This is a genomic window from Mesorhizobium sp. 131-2-1 (genome assembly GCF_016756535.1).
GTDB lineage: Bacteria > Pseudomonadota > Alphaproteobacteria > Rhizobiales > Rhizobiaceae > Mesorhizobium.
This window is the reverse complement of record NZ_AP023247.1, coordinates 1,110,239-1,127,464: the sequence shown is the minus strand read 5'-3', so window position 1 is coordinate 1,127,464 and position 17,226 is coordinate 1,110,239. Positions and strand designations below refer to the sequence as shown.

General features: G+C 66.4%; 11 protein-coding genes. 5 read left to right on the top strand and 6 right to left on the bottom strand.

Annotation, left to right across the window (positions count from 1 at the left end):
• Positions 1–112: 112 nt before the first annotated feature.
• Complete coding sequence (locus JG743_RS05495) at positions 113–1,531, bottom strand: pilus assembly protein TadG-related protein (protein ID WP_202298821.1); 1,419 nt, start codon at positions 1,529–1,531, stop codon at positions 113–115.
• 319 nt (positions 1,532–1,850) lie between these two features.
• Positions 1,851–2,720, bottom strand: a complete 870-nt coding sequence (locus JG743_RS05490) for a transglutaminase-like domain-containing protein (RefSeq protein ID WP_202298820.1) — start codon at positions 2,718–2,720, stop codon at positions 1,851–1,853.
• 168 nt (positions 2,721–2,888) lie between these two features.
• Here JG743_RS05490 and JG743_RS05485 point away from each other — a divergent pair, with 168 nt between their 5' ends.
• Complete coding sequence (locus JG743_RS05485) at positions 2,889–3,554, top strand: HAD-IA family hydrolase (protein WP_202298819.1); 666 nt, start codon at positions 2,889–2,891, stop codon at positions 3,552–3,554.
• 39 nt (positions 3,555–3,593) lie between these two features.
• Here the strand turns inward: JG743_RS05485 and JG743_RS05480 are convergent, their stop codons facing one another.
• A complete protein-coding gene (locus JG743_RS05480; protein WP_202298818.1) occupies positions 3,594–3,815 on the bottom strand; it encodes a DUF1674 domain-containing protein in 222 nt (73 codons plus the stop codon).
• A gap of 103 nt (positions 3,816–3,918) precedes the next feature.
• On the opposite strand from JG743_RS05480, the gene htpX reads away from it, so the two are divergent.
• The 4 genes from htpX to purH all read left to right on the top strand — a co-directional run bounded on the left by htpX (position 3,919) and on the right by purH (position 10,013).
• A complete protein-coding gene (gene htpX, locus JG743_RS05475; RefSeq protein WP_202298817.1) occupies positions 3,919–4,938 on the top strand; it encodes a zinc metalloprotease HtpX in 1,020 nt (339 codons plus the stop codon).
• Positions 4,929–6,317 carry an RsmB/NOP family class I SAM-dependent RNA methyltransferase gene (locus JG743_RS05470; RefSeq protein ID WP_202298816.1) on the top strand — a complete coding sequence of 463 codons (1,389 nt, stop codon included), beginning with the start codon at positions 4,929–4,931 and terminating at the stop codon, positions 6,315–6,317. Before htpX ends, JG743_RS05470 begins: the two co-directional genes overlap by 10 nt.
• Positions 6,318–6,566: 249 nt before the next feature.
• Positions 6,567–8,291 (top strand): heparinase II/III family protein, encoded by a 1,725-nt coding sequence (locus JG743_RS05465; RefSeq protein WP_202298815.1) that lies wholly within the window; start codon positions 6,567–6,569, stop codon positions 8,289–8,291.
• Positions 8,292–8,396: 105 nt separating this feature from the next.
• The gene (gene purH / locus JG743_RS05460) at positions 8,397–10,013 is read left to right on the top strand and encodes a bifunctional phosphoribosylaminoimidazolecarboxamide formyltransferase/IMP cyclohydrolase (protein WP_202298814.1); all 1,617 of its coding nucleotides are present in this window, start codon (positions 8,397–8,399) and stop codon (positions 10,011–10,013) included.
• Between the two features lie 130 nt (positions 10,014–10,143).
• Here the strand turns inward: purH and JG743_RS05455 are convergent, their stop codons facing one another.
• The 3 genes from JG743_RS05455 to JG743_RS05445 all read right to left on the bottom strand — a co-directional run bounded on the left by JG743_RS05455 (position 10,144) and on the right by JG743_RS05445 (position 17,180).
• Positions 10,144–11,520 carry an MFS transporter gene (locus tag JG743_RS05455; protein WP_202298813.1) on the bottom strand — a complete coding sequence of 459 codons (1,377 nt, stop codon included), beginning with the start codon at positions 11,518–11,520 and terminating at the stop codon, positions 10,144–10,146.
• Between the two features lie 55 nt (positions 11,521–11,575).
• Positions 11,576–12,301: a class I SAM-dependent methyltransferase gene (locus JG743_RS05450; RefSeq protein WP_244673171.1), complete on the bottom strand. Its 726-nt coding sequence runs from the start codon at positions 12,299–12,301 to the stop codon at positions 11,576–11,578.
• A 79-nt stretch (positions 12,302–12,380) separates the two neighbouring features.
• Positions 12,381–17,180 (bottom strand): NAD-glutamate dehydrogenase, encoded by a 4,800-nt coding sequence (locus tag JG743_RS05445; protein WP_202298812.1) that lies wholly within the window; start codon positions 17,178–17,180, stop codon positions 12,381–12,383.
• Positions 17,181–17,226: the final 46 nt, after the last annotated feature.

Genomic DNA, 17,226 nt, shown 5'->3' with positions numbered 1-17,226 from the left:
GCATCACCGCCAGGGACCGCGCCATGGACGGAAACACGGAAGGCCGCCGGCTTCGTCAAGAAGCGGCGGCCTTTTCCTTTTGTCGAGCTGCGTACGCGCTCGCCGGAACGGCTCAGCGATTGATCGTGAGCTTCTCGATATTCTCGGTGATCTTGCCGAAGGCGTCTGACAGCTCCGGACCGTTCGCCGCCTCATAATAGTGCTTGAGCGACGATGTATCCGCCGTGGAGCAATCCTTGAGCAGGGTCTTTGCCTGGTCCCGCTCCGTCGCCGTCATCGACGGGTCGTTGAGATCGAAGCCGATAGTGAAGATCTCGATGCCGTCGCGCTTCATGTTGGCGCAGATGCTTTCGGCGTTGCCGCGCGACATCTGACCCGCGTCCTGTGATTTGGGTGCGCCACGCCCGCCGGCGAAAGCGGTGTTGAACTGGCCGTCTGTCATCAGGATGGCGATCTTGGCGACCTTCCTGGTGTCGAAATTGGCGGGACCGGCGCCGAGGCCAGCGTCGGCAATCGCCGAGCGCCACGCCGGGGACAGCATGTAGTAGCCCCACTGCGCGGCGATCCCGCCGGCCGTGACGCCCGCGGCGCTGAAATCATCAATGGCGGTGAGCAGCTTGGCTTCATCGGCCGTCAGCGGAACGAGGGCCGCCGAGGGACACACTTTCATGCGATAGTCGCGGTTGACCTTGGCCTGGTAGGTCTTGCCCTTGTTGTCGAGGCGCAGCGTGTAGGGTCCGTCGGACGAATAGTCGGCATAGCCGTCCTTGTCCTTGCGCTCGGTCGCGCATTTGTCCGGCGCCGACGTCGCCGACGCCGATACAGGCGCGTCGATCGGCGGCGGAACCTTCGGCCCGGTCTTTGTCTCGACGAACACGGTGCCGGCCAGGCCGCCCGTGTTGACGGCCTCGGCATAAGGGACGATCGACACCCGCACACGCGGATTGCTGGGGTCGCGGTTTTGACCGAGCAGATCCTTGACCGCATCCGAAGCGGCGACCTGCAGGTCGCCGATCTTGTTGGTCTTGGCGCGCTTGTCGGGGGCCATCGATCCGGTGACGTCGAGCATCATCGCCACCTCGATGGTCTTGTCGGAATAAAGCGCGGTGGTGGAGACGGCAACGCGCTTGCTGTCGCCCATGCTGAACAGCGGGAAGTAGAAGGCGACATCGACATGCGCGTCCACTCGGACGGTCTTTGCCGTCTTGTCGACCGTCAATTTGTCGAGGACGATCTGGTCTGCCTGCAGGATGCCGGCCTCACTGTTGGCGTCGAGGAAGGCCTGCACCGACTTGTTGGCATCGGCTTCCTTGATGACGCCGGTAGTGATATCCCGCGCCGTCGAGGTGACGGCCGCGTCGACCACGCCCTGCAGGCCCGATTTGGCATTGTAGATCTGGGCGATGTTGACGCCGAAGCCGACACCGAGCGCCAGCACCGATGCGGCGGCGCCGAACAGGATGGCGAAATTTCCGCCGTGATCCCTGGCAAAGCCGCCCGCTCCCTGAACAAGACCTGCAAAACGCCGCATCTTCCGCCTCCATTCGCCATCGGCCTCGAAGCCGACTGACGGATGCGGTGCAGGATTCCGGCCGGGTTGGGGCACCCTGCCGAATGAAACCGGTGTTTTCTGGTCAAGTCATTGTTTTTGCTTAACTTAGGAGCGAGACAGGGTGAACGGCCGGTAAACGAAAAGCTGTGGCGGCCTCGGCGTTTAGGAAGTGCTTACCATGATCCGTCTTCGACCGGCCGAGCCGCCAACCGCGATCCCAGTCCGGCACAGGGGCGCTGTGCCGAAGCGGATCATGATCCGGCTCTATGTCTTGGCTGTAATCCGGCGGCCGCAGGGCCTATGCCAGCATCTGCGCGTTGACCGTCCTGTCGACGCTGTGATGGGGCGGGCTGAACAGATTGCGCTCCTGCTCATAGGTCCAGACCTTGAACAGCTTGAGCTGATGCTGGCCGAAACTGTGCAGCAGCGGCACGTCGGTGGCGTCGCGGCCGCGCGCGATGACGACGCGGCCGATCCTGGGGATATTGTGGCGGGGATCGAACGTGTACCATTTGCCGTCGAGGAACACTTCAAGCCAGGCCGAGAAATCCATCGGCGCCGGATCGACGGGCACGCCGATGTCGCCGAGATAACCGTTCACGTAGCGAGCGGGGATGTTCATGCAACGGCAGAGCGCGATCGCCAGATGCGCGAAGTCGCGGCAGACGCCGACGCGCTCCTCATGCGCCTGGGCCGCCGTGCGGGTGGCGCGCGCATAGCCGTAGCCGAAGGACAGCCGGCTGTGGACGTAGTCGACGATCGCCTGCGCCCGCGCCCAGCCCGGCGGCAAATGGCCGAACCGTCGCCAGGCAAGTTCGCTGAGATGGTCGGTCTCGCAGTAGCGGCTGCCGAGAAGATAGACCAGCACGTCGTCGGGCAGTTCCGCCACCGGGGTTTCCCTGGCCAGGGTGTTGACCTCGTCCGGCTCGCCGCTATCCTCGATGACCGCGTCGTAGAGGATGCGAAAACCGCCTGCCGGGGCAGTAAACCGCCGGCAGCCGTTGCCGTGGCGGTCTTGGTAGACCCTGGTCGGCACCGAAGGCGAGGTCAGCACGCGGGTCTGCCGCTTGATGTCGGCTTGGCGCTCCCTATGGATTTCGAGCAGCGAGATGATCGGCGTGGCCGCGACACATTCGATAGCGATTTCATAGCCGAGCCTGATCAGCATCGCGGTTCCCCCTTCGACATTCTTGGATGGCAGCCTGTTCAACGCGGCAAAGGGTCCGTTGTTCCTCCCGGCACCCGAAAAGACCGTCTCGCGCCTTCCCATGCGGCGCCGGCGACGCTACGGTGCAATCACGCTTCGCCCTCCCCGAAACGTTCCCCAGGATTTCAGATGTTTGCAGGCAGAAAATTCGCGGCCTTCCTGTTCGATATGGACGGCACGGTGATCAATTCCATCGCCGCGGCCGAAAGGGTGTGGACCGATTGGGCGCAGCGCCAGGGCCTCGACGTCGCGACCTTCCTGCCGACGATTCATGGCAAGCGTGCCATCGAGACCATCGGCGAGCTGATGCTTCCCGGCGTCGATCCCGTGCTCGAAGCCGACGCGCTGCTGAAGGCGGAGGCGGATGATCTCGAAGGCATCGTGCCGATCGCCGGCGCGGTGGCGTTTCTCAAGTCGCTGCCGCCTGAGCGCTGGGCGATCGCCACCTCTGCGCCACGTGAACTGGCGCTGCTGCGCATGAAGGCGGCCGGCATCCCCGTCCCCGCCGTGATCGTCGCGGCCGAGGACGTGACCCGCGGCAAGCCGGCGCCCGATTGCTTCCAGCTCGCGGCCAGGCGTCTCGGCTTCGAGGCGCATGATTGCCTCATCTTCGAGGATGCGCCGGCCGGCATCGCTGCGGCGGAAGCGGCGGGCGCTTCGTTGATGGTGATCAGCGCCACGCACACGCATCCGATCGCGACGCCGCACGTCAGCATCGCCTCCTACGACGCGCTCGGCATTGCTGTCGACGATACCGGCTGGATCTTCCTCGAGCCGCAGCGCGACGCGGCCTAGGTGGGTTGAGATTCAGGTCAGGCCCGCCTCGCGCGCCCTTTAGAAATCGGTGGTCAGGCCCTTCACCTCCCAGTCGCCATAGCGGCCGGGTTCCTTGCCGCCACGGCCGCCGATTTCCTTCGGCAGCGCGGCTTCCTTTTCGCGATACGCCTTGCGCCTTGCCTCGGCTTCCGCCAGCGCCCGGCTGGCCGCCGGCGTCAGTGCCCTTTGCGGTGCGTCGCTGGCCGGGGCGGCATCGGCTTTGCTGGTCTGGTCGGTCATGCGATTGGTCCGGGCGCATTGAAACGGGGGCGGGTGTCTCCCATCATATAGCCATGAACTCGCAAGGATCGACCCCTTTCGCCATTACGGACGGATCTAGACGATGAACACCCTTCGTACCGCCATGCTTCTTGCCGCGATGACGGCGCTGTTCATGGGCGTCGGCTTCCTGATCGGCGGCACCGGCGGCATGATGATCGCGCTGCTGTTTGCCGCCGGCATGAATCTATTCAGCTACTGGAATGCCGACAAGATGGTGCTGTCGATGAACCGCGCCGTCGAGGTCGACGAGAAGAACGCGCCCGAGTTCTACGCCATCGTCCAGGCGCTGGCCAAGCAGGCCGGCCTGCCGATGCCGAAGACCTATCTGATCGACAATCCGCAACCCAACGCCTTCGCCACCGGCCGCAATCCCGAGAATGCCGCGGTGGCCGCGTCGACCGGACTGCTGGAACGCCTGTCGCATGAGGAAGTGGCGGCGGTGATGGCGCACGAGCTTGCCCACATCCAGCATCGCGACACGCTGACCATGACCATCGTCGCGACGCTGGCCGGCGCCATCTCGATGCTGGGCAACTTCGCCTTCTTCTTCGGCGGCAACCGCGACAACAACAACCCGTTCGGCTTCGTCGGCGTGCTGGTGGCGATGCTGGTCGCGCCCTTCGCCGCCATGATCGTGCAGATGGCGGTGAGCCGCACCCGTGAATACGAGGCCGACCGGCGCGGCGCCGAAATCTGCGGAAACCCGCTGTGGCTGGCATCGGCCCTTGACAAGATCGCCCGCGGAGCCGAACGCATCCGCAACCCGGATGCCGAGCGCAACCCGGCGACCGCGCATCTCTTCATCATCAATCCGCTGCATGGCGAGCGTATGGACAGTCTGTTCTCCACCCATCCGAACACCGACAACCGCATCGCCGCCCTGCAGGAAATGGCGCGCGAGATGGGCGGCCGATCGCAAACGGCTCCGCGCCAGGCTCCGGAAGCGCAACAGGCGGACGAGCAGCGCCCGGCGGGTCCTTGGGATCGGGCGGCATCGCCCGCGCCGCCGGCCGAACCGGCGCGGCCGAGACCCAATCCGTGGGGCCGCAATCCGACCGGCCCCAAGGGTCCGTGGTCGTGAGCGGCGCCAAACGCCGGCAGCGCACCCCAGGCGATCATGAGAAGAGCGCGGACGGCGACGCGGTCGCCGGCCTCGCGGCGCGCAAGGCGGCGGCGCGGCTGCTTGCCGCCGTCATCGACGCCCGCACGCCGCTCGACGGCCTGACCGATCACGAGAACGGCCACCCGCAATACAGGGCGCTCGACATGCGCGACCGCGCGCTGGTGCGCGCCATACTGGTCACCGCGCTGCGCCACCGCATGACGATCACCGGGCTGCTGGCGCGGCGGCTGGAAAAGCCGCTGCCGCAGAACGCGACCGCGCTGTCGCATATTTTGCATATGGCGGCGGCGCAGATCCTGTTCCTCGACATTCCCGACAGCGCCGCCGTCGACCTTGCCGTGACCCACGCCAAGTCCGATCCGCGCACGCTGCGCTTTTCCGGCCTCGTCAACGGAGTGCTGCGCACGCTGGCGCGCGCCAAGGACGCCGAGCTTGCCCCGGCGCTGGCCGCCACCGAGGAAGCGCCGGCATGGTTTTCCGGCCGGCTGAAGGCCGCCTACGGCGCCGACAAGGCGGCAGCGATTCTCGCCGCCCATCGCCACGAGGCGCCCGTCGATTTTACGGTCAAGTCCGATTCGGCGCTCTGGGCCGAGCGGCTGGGCGGCATCGTCTTGCCGACCGGCACGGTGCGGGTGGAAAGACTGGCCGCGCCCGTCATCGAGCTGCCCGGTTTCGCCGAGGGCGCCTGGTGGGTGCAGGATGCGGCCGCCAGCCTGCCCGCCCGCCTGTTCGGCGACATCAAGGGCCTGCGCGTCGCCGACCTCTGCGCCGCCCCCGGCGGCAAGACGGCGCAGCTCATCCTTGCCGGCGCGCGCGTCACCGCCGTCGATACCTCGAAGAACCGGCTGGCGCGGCTGGCGCAAAATCTCGCTCGCCTCGGCCTTACAGCTGAGCTCGTGCAGACGGACCTGCTCGACTACCGGCCGGCTGAGCTGTTCGATGCCGTTCTGCTCGACGCGCCCTGCTCCTCGACCGGCACGGTGCGGCGGCATCCCGACGTGCCGTGGACCAAGACGATGGCCGATGTCGAAAAGCTCGCCGCGCTGCAGCGCAGGCTGCTCGCCCGCGCCGTCGACCTGGTCAGGCCCGGCGGCCGCATTGTCTTTTCCAACTGCTCGCTCGACCCGCTCGAAGGCGAGGAACTCTATCGCGCCTTCCTTGCCGAGACGGCCGATGTTGCCGACGATCCGGTCCGCCCCGGCGAGATCGCCGGCATCGATCCGTTCCTGACGGCCGAGGGCACGCTGCGCACCACGCCGGCCGATCTGCCGCACGAATCGCCAGGATTGTCCGGCCTCGACGGCTTCTTCGCCGCCCGCTTGCGACGCGCCGGCTAGCGCATGTCGCCAAAGCCTGCGCGGGGGTTTTGGGAAACCGACATGAATGGGGGCAAAGGGCGCAAAGCGTATCGCTGATTCCGTTTCGACACGACGCGCTTTGGCGTTGGTTTTCGTAAAACTTGCCGATTTTTTTAGGGAGGATCGCGTTCCGATTGAGTGATCGCGCTCACTCCCGCGAAATCCGCCTTCGCATAAGTTCTTGAATCATATAAGCTTGTGCTTGGGTAGGGACGATCAGGAGGGGTTTTGGCAATCGCTGCCGGCAGCACGACGCGGCTATGGACGCTTGTTGCGAAGGAGTTCTGGCGTAAGACCCGCCGGCGTTTGCGCGCCGGGCCGGTCTATCGCTGGCGCTATTCTGGCCGCACGCCCGAACGCGTCCTGATCGCGCCGCCGGACCTCAGGCTCGCCGACCCGCAGATCGCGCTCGAAATCTACTACGGCCGCTATCCGCTGTCGGGACATCTGGTCGAGACCGGCGGCAAATCGCCCTTCCAGATCGACGTGCCCAATCGCGGCTGGCAAAAGACGCTGCATGGCTTTCGCTGGCTGCGCCATATGCGCGCCGCCGGCACCGAGCTCGCCGCCGCCAATGCCCGCGCGCTGGTCTCCGACTGGATCGCCATGCATGGCAACCAGATTTCCGGCATCGCCTGGGAGCCCGGCACCACGGCCAAGCGCGTGATCGCATGGCTGCAGCATTCCTCCGTCGTGCTGCAGGGGGCCGAATTTCCCTTCTATCGCGCCTTTCTCAAATCGCTTGCCGTGCAGATCCGTTATCTGCGCTCGATGGCGCGAGCGATGCCCGACGGCAAGGACAGGCTGCGCGCCCGTATCGCGCTCGCCTTCGCCGCTCTGTCGCTGCCGGCGCCGGCATCGGCGTTGCGCGGCGCCACCCGCAATCTCGCCGCGGAGCTCGACCGCCAGATTCTTCCCGACGGCGGCCACATCTCGCGCAACCCGATGACGGTTCTGGAGTTGCTCGCCGACCTCCTGCCGCTGCGCCAGACCTATGCCAACCAGGCCGAGACGCCGCCGCCGGCCTTGATGGGCGCCATCGACCGCATGCTGCCGGCGCTGCGCTTCTTCCGCCACCAGGACGGCAGCCTCGCCCGCTTCAACGGCATGGGCGCGACCATCCACGACCGCATCGCCACCATCCTGCGCCATGACGACACCGTCGGCGCGCCGCTGCTGCACGCGCCGCATTCCGGCTATGAGCGCCTGTCGATGGGCGGCGTCACCGTCATCGCCGACACCGGCCTGCCGCCGCCCGTCGACGTCTCCAACGCCGCCCACGCCGGCTGCCTCGCCTTCGAGATGTCCTCCGGTCGTCAGCACTATATCGTCAATGCCGGCATCGACACCTATGGCGCCGCCGAGTTCCGGCCGCTGGCCCGCGCCACCGCCGCCCATTCGACCGCCACTGTCAACGACACCTCCTCGGCGCGCTTCAGCCATTCGCTGCGCGTCAACGACCTGCTCGGCTCGCCGCTGATCGGCGGCCCGCAGCATGTGCCCTGCAAACGCACCGACCAGAAGGGCAGCCAGGGTTTCCTCGCCCGCCATGACGGCTATGCCCAACGCTTCGGCTTCCTGCACGAGCGCGAAATGAAACTGTCGAGCAACGGCAATGTTCTGACGGGCCGGGACCGCTTCCTGCGCCCCGGCGGGGCCGCGATCCGCAACAATGGCCGCGACTTCGTCGCCGTGCGCTTCCATGTCCACCCCGATATCAGCCTGCTGCAGGACGAGCATGACCGCCTGGTGCTCACCGCCGACCAGGGCGACACCTGGGTGTTCACCTGCACCGAAATCGTGCCCGAGGTGGAGGAATCGATCTATTTCGCCGGGCTCGGCGGGCCTCGCCGCAGCCGGCAGATCGTGCTTGCCTTCAAGGCCTCGGAGATATCGGAAGTCCACTGGCAAGTGACGCGCACGACCATCGCCGGCTATCCGGAAAACAACTGACGGCGTGCAACAGCGTGTGATGCCAACCGCGCGACGCTTGATTTCCTGATCTCATGTGCTACGGCGCGGGCTTCTTCCAATCGAGCCTTGAAAGGCCGCCAGCCCATGGCCGTCGCCGCCAAGAACATTCCCGCGCCCGACCTCGTTCCCGTGCGCCGCGCGCTGCTGTCCGTCTTCGACAAGACCGGGCTGATCGACTTCGCCAAAGCGCTCGCTGCCGCCGGCGTCGAGCTCGTCTCGACCGGTGGCACCGCCAAAGCGATCGCCGAGGCCGGCCTCGCCGTGCGCGACGTCTCCGAGTTGACCGGCTTTCCCGAGATCATGGACGGCCGCGTCAAGACGCTGCATCCCTCGATCCACGGCGCGCTGCTCGGCGTGCGAGACGATCCCGAGCATTCGAAGGCGATGCGCGACCATCATATCGAGCCGATCGACCTCGTCGTCTCCAACCTCTATCCGTTCGAGGAAGTGCGCCGCTCCGGCGCCGGCTACGCCTCGATCGTCGAGAACATCGACATTGGCGGACCGGCGATGATCCGCGCCTCGGCCAAGAACCACGCCTATGTCGCCATCGTCACCGATCCCGGCGACTATGCCTCGGTGCTCAACGCGCTGGAGATGAACATCGGCTCGCTGTCGCTGGATTTCCGCAAGAAGCTGGCGGCCAAGGCCTTTGCCCGCACCGCCAGCTATGACGCGGCGATCTCCGGTTGGTTCGCCGAGGCGCTGGAGATCGAGCATCCGACCTGGCGCGCCTTTGGCGGCAGGCTGGATCAGGTGATGCGCTATGGCGAGAACCCGCATCAGGGCGCCGGCTTCTACCTCAATGGCGACAAGCGGCCGGGCGTCGCTACCGCGCGCCAGCTGCAGGGCAAGCAACTCTCCTACAACAACATCAACGACACCGACGCCGCCTTCGAGCTGGTCGGCGAGTTCGATCCGGCTCGCTCGGCGGCCATCGCCATCATCAAGCACGCCAATCCGTGCGGCGTCGCCGAGGGCGCTTCGCTGAAGGCGGCCTATGCCAAGGCGCTGGCCTGCGATCCGGTCTCGGCCTTCGGCGGCATCGTCGCCATGAATCGGATACTCGATGCCGAAGCGGCGGAGGAGATCGTCAAGACCTTCACCGAGGTCATCATCGCGCCCGACGCGTCGGCGGAGGCGGCGGCGATCGTCGCCGCTAGGAAGAACCTGCGCCTTTTGGTCACCGGCGGCCTGCCCGATCCGCGCGCCACCGACACCACGGTGAAATCCGTCGCCGGCGGCCTGCTCGTCCAGGGCCGCGACAATGCCGTGGTCGACGATCTCGAGCTGAAGGTGGTGACCAGGCGCGCGCCGACGCCGGCCGAGATGGCCGACCTCAAATTCGCCTTCCGTGTTGCCAAGCACGTCAAGTCGAATGCCATCGTCTACGCCAGGGATGGCGCCACCGTCGGCATCGGCGCCGGCCAGATGAGCCGTGTCGATTCCTCGCGCATCGCCGCCCGCAAGGCGCTCGACGCGGCGGAAGCCGCCGGCCTGTCGGAGCCTTTGACCAAGGGGTCGGTCGTCGCCTCGGACGCCTTCTTCCCCTTCGCCGACGGCCTGCTGTCGGCGATCGAAGCCGGCGCCACGGCGGTGATCCAGCCGGGCGGCTCGATGCGCGACGACGAGGTGATTGCCGCCGCCGACGCGCACGGCATCGCCATGGTGTTCACGGGTGTCAGGCATTTCAGGCATTGAGCGCCCTTACCCTCCCCTCGATGGGGAGGGTCGGTGCGCTCGCTTGCGAGCACCGGGGCGGGGTGACGGCGCTGACCCCCACCCCGCTCCGCTTCGCGGATCGACCCTCCCCACAAGGGGGAGGGTAGGTTCACTCCACCGGCTGGTCCGCCGGATAGGGCGTCCTGATCAGGATCGCTATGCCGATGCCGAGGAACAGGATGATCACCGCCATGCCGAGCCGGGCCGAATCGGTGGCCCAGCTGATCGTTGCCAGCAGGAACGGCGCCAGGAAACTCGTCGCCCGTCCCGACAAGGCGTAGATGCCGAAATAGCGGCCGGATTCGGCGGCGGTGACGCTGCGCGCCATGTAGGAGCGCGACGAGGCCTGCACCGGCCCGAAGGCAAGCCCGATCAGCAGCCCGTAGAGGATGTAGGCCTTCTCGGCCGCGGTGCCGAACAAGCCGCCGGAATCGGCGGTGGAAAGCTGGATCAGGCCGAGCAGCGTGAAACCCGGGCCCGTCGAGACGATGCCGGCGGTGGCCACCGTCAGCATCACCAGCGCGATCATCACCACCGCCTTGGATCCGAGCGCGGTGTCGAGGCGGGCGGCGATCCAGCAGCCGAAGATGGCGACCACGTTGAGGATGATGCCGAAGATGCCGATCTCGGTGATCGACCAGCCGAACATCGCCGCCGCGAAGACGCCGCCTTGGGTGAGCAGCGCGTTGACGCCGTCCTGATAGATCATGCGGGCAACGAGAAAGCGGAAGATGCCGACGCGCTTGCGCGCCTCGGCCAGGGTCGACTTCAGTTCGGACAATCCCTGGCGCACCGCCGGTCCGATCGGGATGCCTTTGACGGCATCGGGGGTGAAGAAGAACATCGGCAGGATGAACAGGAAATACCAGCCGGCCGACAGCGGTCCTGTGGCGCGCGCATCCTCGCCGAGCTTCGGGTCGAGCCCGAGGATCGGATCGAGGCCGATGATCGTTTTGCCGGTTTCCGGATTGCCGGCCATGAACAGGATGACAAAGATTAGCGCGATCATGCCGCCGAGATAACCAAGGCCCCAGGCGATGTTCGAGACGCGGCCGATCTCGCTCTTCGGCACCAGGCGCGGCATCATCGAATCGTTGAACACGGTTGAGAACTCCGCCGCGACCGAGGCCAGCGAGAACAGGAGCACGATCAGGAAGACGTTCGAGCCGGGGGCGGCAAGCCACAGGAGGCACAGACTGGTGATCTTGATCGCCGCGAAGAACGCGATCCACGGCTTGCGCGGCCCGGTCTGGTCGGCGATCGAGCCGAGTATCGGCGAGAGCACGGCGATGACCAGGCCGGCGGCGGCGATGCCCCAAGCCCAGGCGGCCTGGCCCATCACCGGATCGCTGACCATGCGCGAGGCGAAATAGGGCCCGAAGATGAAGGTGGTGACGACGGTGAAGAAAGGCTGCGCCGCCCAGTCGAAGAACATCCAGCCCCAGATGCCGCGCCCCGACGCCCGCTGCACAGTCTCTACCGCCATGATGATTCCCCCGGCACCCGCTCCGCCCGCGTCGGGCGCCATGTCTGCATGTTTTTCATGACGGTGCAAATGCGGCCGGCTTCCTGCCCGCGACGGCTGTTGCGCAGCCGAAGAAGAAGCGCTTGAACTCGACGTCGAGCCTCTCGGCCCTCAGCATGTCCGCCACGGCGGAAGCGTCGCCGAAATTGGTCGAGTAGGTGCCGATCATCGAAAAATCCTGCGCCCCCTTGAGCAGCGTCCTTTCGACAAGCGGCAACACGACCTTCAGGTGGAACAGATAAAGCGGCCTCAGCCACCAGCCTTTTGGATCGGATGCTTCGATCATGCAAAAGACGCCTCCGGGCTTGAGGCAGCGCGCGACCAGCCTGGCGAGCTTCGCATGCTGCTCGCGGTTGAAGGTCTTCAACCCGAAAGTGGAGACCAGGAAATCGGCACTGTCGTCAGGCAAGTCGCTGGCGAGCACGTCATCCTCGATGAAGGCGATCTTGTGGGCGCGGTGCGCATGCAGGCGTTCCACGGCGCGCCGGTGCATGCCGGACGAAATATCGACAGCCGTTATCGCGCCGATATCGGGGAAGCGCCTGAGCAGATGCGGCCAGACTTCGCCGGTGCCGGCCATCAGGTCGTAGCCCTTCGGCTGGGGTGTCTGGGGCGCAGGCATCAGCTCGACGCATTGCCGGCGCCAGCGCTCGGTGAAGCCGAACGAGCATATCCAGCTGAAGGCAATGTAATGGCCGGAACAGCGGTCGAAGACACCTTTGACGAACTGCGCGTCATAGATGTCTTCGCTTGCAACCGGATCGCCACCCTGTCGGGTGGGACGACCCTCGGGCCGAACCGGATCCTCCAGCTTGCTCAGCCTACATCCCCGTCAGATCGCTCATCAGCCCGGACGCCACCGACAGCCTGGACACGGTGATGTCCCCGCCCTCGGTCAGTGCCTGCAGCCGCTCGCGGATGCGCGCGACGCGTTCACCGCCGGCCTCCAGCCAGGCCGCCACCGGGTCGGCCGCCTTGGCATGGGCGGTCAGTGCGGCCACGGCAATGCCGCGCCGGGCGGCGCCGATCGTGTCGGCCGCGCGCGACAGCGCCAGCTGGTCGTAATAGTCCGGCGGCGAGATGGCGCGTGTCGCTTCCTCGATGCGCGGAATGCGGAAGGCATCGCTGACAGCGAAGAAGGCCTTCGCCCCGGCAACGATATCGGCATTGGCGGCGCGCGCCGTCAATGCGATGTCCGGGATCAGCTCCGCCACATCTGCAAGCCCCAGCTGTCCGGCGAGCTTCTCCGGCGCGCCGGCCTTGAACAGCCCATGCCGCCGTTCCTCGATCCGCTCGCGCGAGAAGGCCGGCAGCAGCGCGGCGAGCTTCGGCTCCAGCGCCTTGCGCGCGTCCTGCAGCTCGGCGATGCGTTGGCCGAGCGGTGCGGTGCCGGCATCGTTCTTTAGGTACCAGCCGCTGGTCATGAAGATAAGCCGGCTAACCGCCTGGTAGAGATCGAGCTGGACCTGGCCGTCGATCTGGTTGTCGAGCGCGTCGATCTCGCGATAGAGCGCGGGCAGTGCGAAACCGTCGCGCACCACGGCGAAGGTGCGCACCACATCGGCGGCGGTGCGCCCGGTGGCCTCCTGCAGCCGGTTGACGAAGGACGGCCCGCCGCGATTGACGAGGTCGTTGGCAACCACGCGGGCGATGATCTCGCGGCGCAGCCGATGGCTGTCGATCTCGGCGGCGTATTTCTTCGCCATCCGGTCCGGGAAATAGCCAAGCAGGTCGCGCTCGAAATGCGGATCGTCGGGCACGTCGCTGGCGACGATGTCGGAGAACAGCACGATCTTGGCATAGGCGAGCAGCACGCCGAGTTCGGCCCGGGTCAGCGGCTCGCCGCGCGCCTCGCGCTCGGCAAGGGCCACCGGGGACGGCAGCGTCTCGACCGCGCGGTTGAGCAGGCCGCGCGCCTCCAGCGCCGTCATGAAGCGGCTCTGATGCGCGATGTCGGCCAGCCCGCGCTTGCGGGCGATCGAGAGCGCCAGCGTCTGCTGGTAGTTGTTGGACAGCACCAGTCCGCCCACCTCGCCGGTCATCTCGGCAAGCAGCTTGTTGCGCGCCGGCCGGGCCAACGCGCCCTTGCGCATAGCCGACGCCAGCGCAATCTTGATGTTGACCTCGACGTCCGAGCAGTTGACGCCGGCCGAATTGTCGATGGCGTCGGAATTGCAGCGGCCGCCGGCAAGCCCGAACTCAATGCGTGCCCGCTGCGTGACGCCGAGATTGGCGCCCTCGCCGATGACCTTGGCGCGCACCTCGAGCGCGGTAACGCGGACGGCGTCATTGGCGCGGTCGCCGACATCGGCATTGGTCTCGGTCGAGGCCCTGAGATAGGTGCCGATGCCGCCGAACCATAGCAGGTCGACAGGCGCCTTGAGGATGGCGTTCATGATCTCGACCGGCGTCGCGGTGGTCTTGCCGAGCCCGATCGCGGCTGCGGCCGCCTGTGGCAGCGTGATCGACTTCTGATTGCGCGAGACGATGACCCCGCCATCCGACAGTTTCGACTTGTCGTAGTCCTGCCAGGAGGAACGTGGCAGCGCGAACATGCGCTCGCGCTCGGCCATCGACTCCGCTGTGTCCGGATCGGGATCGATGAAGATGTCGCGGTGGTCGAAGGCGGCGATCAGACGGGTCTGCGGCGACAACAGCATCCCGTTGCCGAAGACGTCGCCCGACATGTCGCCGACGCCGACGACGGTGAAGGGCGAGGTCTGGATGTCGCGGTTCATCTCGCGGAAGTGCCGCTTGACCGCTTCCCAGGCGCCCTTGGCGGTGATGCCCATCTTCTTGTGGTCGTAGCCGGCCGAACCGCCGCTGGCGAAGGCATCGTCCAGCCAGAAGCCGTGCTTCTCGGAAATCGCGTTGGCGGTGTCGGAGAAGGTCGCCGTGCCCTTGTCAGCGGCGACGACGAAATAGGGATCGTCGGGATCGCGCCGCACCACGTCGGCCGGCGGGATCACGCCGTCTATGCCGATATTGTCGGTGATCGAGAGCAGGCTGGAGACATAGTTCTTGTAGGCGGAGGTGCCGGCCTCGAAGATGGCGTCGCGGCTGCCGCCGACGGGCAGGCGCTTCGGATAAAAGCCGCCCTTGGCGCCGACCGGCACGATGACGGCGTTCTTGACCTGCTGCGCCTTGACCAGGCCCAGCACTTCGGTGCGGTAGTCCTGGGCGCGGTCCGACCAGCGCAGGCCGCCGCGCGCCACCGGGCCGAAGCGCAGATGCACGCCCTCGACCTCGGAACCGTACACGAAGATCTCGCGCCATGGCCGCGGCGCCGGCAAGCCGTCGACCGCCTGCGAATCGAGCTTGATCGCTAGCGACTGCCCTCTTTCCTTCGTTCCGGCAACGAAATGATTGGTGCGCAGCGAGGCTTCGATCAGATTGAGGTAGCGGCGGATGATAGTGTCGTCATCGATGTTGGGCACCTCCTCCAGCGCGTCCTTGATCTTGGCCTTGAGGTGCTTGGCCGCCACCACGCCTTCCGTTTCGGCCGCCGGCCCGAGGCGGGCGACGAACAGCGCATGCAGGCCGCGCGCGATCTCGGGATAGCGGTTGAGCGCCGCGGCGATGAAATCCTGGCTCTGCGGAATGCCGGCCTGCTGCAGGTAGCGCCCATAGGCGCGCAGGATGGTGATCTCGCCCGACCACAGGCCGGCCGTCTGGGCAAGGCCGTTGTAGCCGTCATTGTCGACGTCGCCGCGCCAAACGGAGAGGAACGCATCCTCGAACAGCCCGCCGCCGCCGGAAAGGTCGATCGGCTTGCCGTAGCTGTTCTCCAGTTCCATGTCGTGGATGAAGACCATGCTGGACGGGTCTTCGCCGACCTCGAAAGTGCGCTCGCTGATGACGCGGAAGCCGATGTTCTCCAGCACCGGGACGCGCCGCGACAGCGCCACCGGGCTGCCGTGGTGATAGATCTTCAGCGCCGCCTGCTCCGGCTTCTGGTCGCCATGCCGGTAGTAGTCGATGGCGATCGGATTAGCGGCGCTGATTTTGGCGATGCGTCCGGCATCCGCCAGCGCCACCGCCGGCGAGAAGGAGTCGCGATAGCTTTCGGAAAAGCGCGAAGCAATTGCCGTCAGCGCTCTCTCCGTGCCGGTCTCGGCCGCGGTTTCCCGCAGCGCATCGTCCCAGGTGCGTACGATGTCGCGGATCGCCGCCTCGATCGTCGCCTGCTCGACCTTCGGCGTCTTGCCGCCGGAGCGGCCGATGATGAAGTGGACGCGCGCCAGACCGCCCTCAGGGAAGGCCGGATAATAGGCCGACAGCCGGCCCTCGAACACGGTCTTGAGGTAGGTAGCGATCTTCTCGCGCGCGACGCTGTCGTAGCGGTCACGCGGCACGAAGACGAGGACCGAGACGAAACGGTCGAACTGGTCGACGCGCACCAGCGCCCTGACGCGCGGCCGCTCGATCAGGCCGAGGATCGCCTCGGCATGTTTCCTCAGGATCGGCACCGGCACCTGGAACAGCTCGTCGCGCGGATAGCTTTCCAGCACATTGATCAACGCCTTGCCGGAATGGTCGTTCGGATTGAAGCCGGACTTGGCGATGATGGTTTCGGCCTTGGAGCGCAGGTACGGGATCTTCATCACCGAGCGCGTGTAGGCGGTCGAGGTGAACAGGCCGACGATGCGCAACTCGCCGGAAAGCGTGCCCTTGGCGGTGTAGGTCTTGACGCCGATGTAATCGAGATAGATGCGCCGGTGCACCGACGACTTGGCGTTGGCCTTGGTGACGATCAGCGGTTCCGGCCCATGCAGGAAGGCGCGGATTTCGGGCGTCGTCGTTACTGCCTCGGTGCCGCGCCTCAGCACCAGCACATCCGGGTCGGAGAGGATGCCGAGGCCGGGCTTGTCGGCGCGCTCCAGCGTGCCGCTCTTTTCGCCACCGGTGTATTTGAACTCGCGCATGCCGAGGAAGGTGAAATTGTCGTCGCGCAGCCATTCGAGGAAGGCGATTGCCTCGGTGACATGCGCCTTGTCGAGCGGCACCGGCGCGTAGCGGAACTCCGAGATCGCCTGGTCGAGGCGGGCAAGCATCGGCTTCCAGTCGGTGACGGCGGCGCGCACCTGGAAGAGCAGCTTCTTCAAACGCCCGGCCAGCGCTTCGGCCTGGTCGGCGGAAAGGCGTCCGATGTGGACATGCACGACGCTCAGCCGGTCGTGGCTGCCGTCGCCCTTGGCGAAACCGCCATCGCCGAGGATCTCGTCCACGCCGCTCTTGCCGTGCCTGACGGCGACGACGGGATGGGTGACCAGCAACGGCTCGCCGGCGGTCTCGGTGATCTCGCCGAGGATGGAATCGAACAGGAACGGCATGTTGTCGTTGACGACGGTGATCACTGTCACCGGCCGGTCCTGGCGGGCCACGCCGGACTCGGTGTCGATGGCCACGATCGAGTCGCCCTTCTTGTGCCTGGCGATGGCACGGCCGGCGAGATCGGCGGCGCGCTCAAGGTCGGCGGCCTCGTAGGCGGCGACGTCTTCCGCTGGCGCGCGGGCCAGAAGATAGTCGGCAAGCCGGCCTGTTCTTTCGCCCCCCTTCGCCGCGCCTCCCTTTGCTGGAACCGCCTTTTTCGGCTGGCTTGCGGTTTTGAGGCTGGCCATGATGTGAAGTTCCTCCCGTCACATGCTTTTGCGATTATGGTAGCAG

What these genes read in the sequence shown, in the direction of transcription:
- JG743_RS05495 (WP_202298821.1), bottom strand. Translation starts at nt 1,531, where the DNA reads ATGCGGCGTTTTGCAGGTCTTGTTCAGGGAGCGGGCGGCTTTGCCAGG.
- JG743_RS05490 (WP_202298820.1), bottom strand. Translation starts at nt 2,720, where the DNA reads ATGCTGATCAGGCTCGGCTATGAAATCGCTATCGAATGTGTCGCGGCC.
- JG743_RS05485 (WP_202298819.1), top strand. Translation starts at nt 2,889, where the DNA reads ATGTTTGCAGGCAGAAAATTCGCGGCCTTCCTGTTCGATATGGACGGC.
- JG743_RS05480 (WP_202298818.1), bottom strand. Translation starts at nt 3,815, where the DNA reads ATGACCGACCAGACCAGCAAAGCCGATGCCGCCCCGGCCAGCGACGCA.
- htpX (WP_202298817.1), top strand. Translation starts at nt 3,919, where the DNA reads ATGAACACCCTTCGTACCGCCATGCTTCTTGCCGCGATGACGGCGCTG.
- purH (WP_202298814.1), top strand. Translation starts at nt 8,397, where the DNA reads ATGGCCGTCGCCGCCAAGAACATTCCCGCGCCCGACCTCGTTCCCGTG.
- JG743_RS05455 (WP_202298813.1), bottom strand. Translation starts at nt 11,520, where the DNA reads ATGGCGGTAGAGACTGTGCAGCGGGCGTCGGGGCGCGGCATCTGGGGC.
- JG743_RS05445 (WP_202298812.1), bottom strand. Translation starts at nt 17,180, where the DNA reads ATGGCCAGCCTCAAAACCGCAAGCCAGCCGAAAAAGGCGGTTCCAGCA.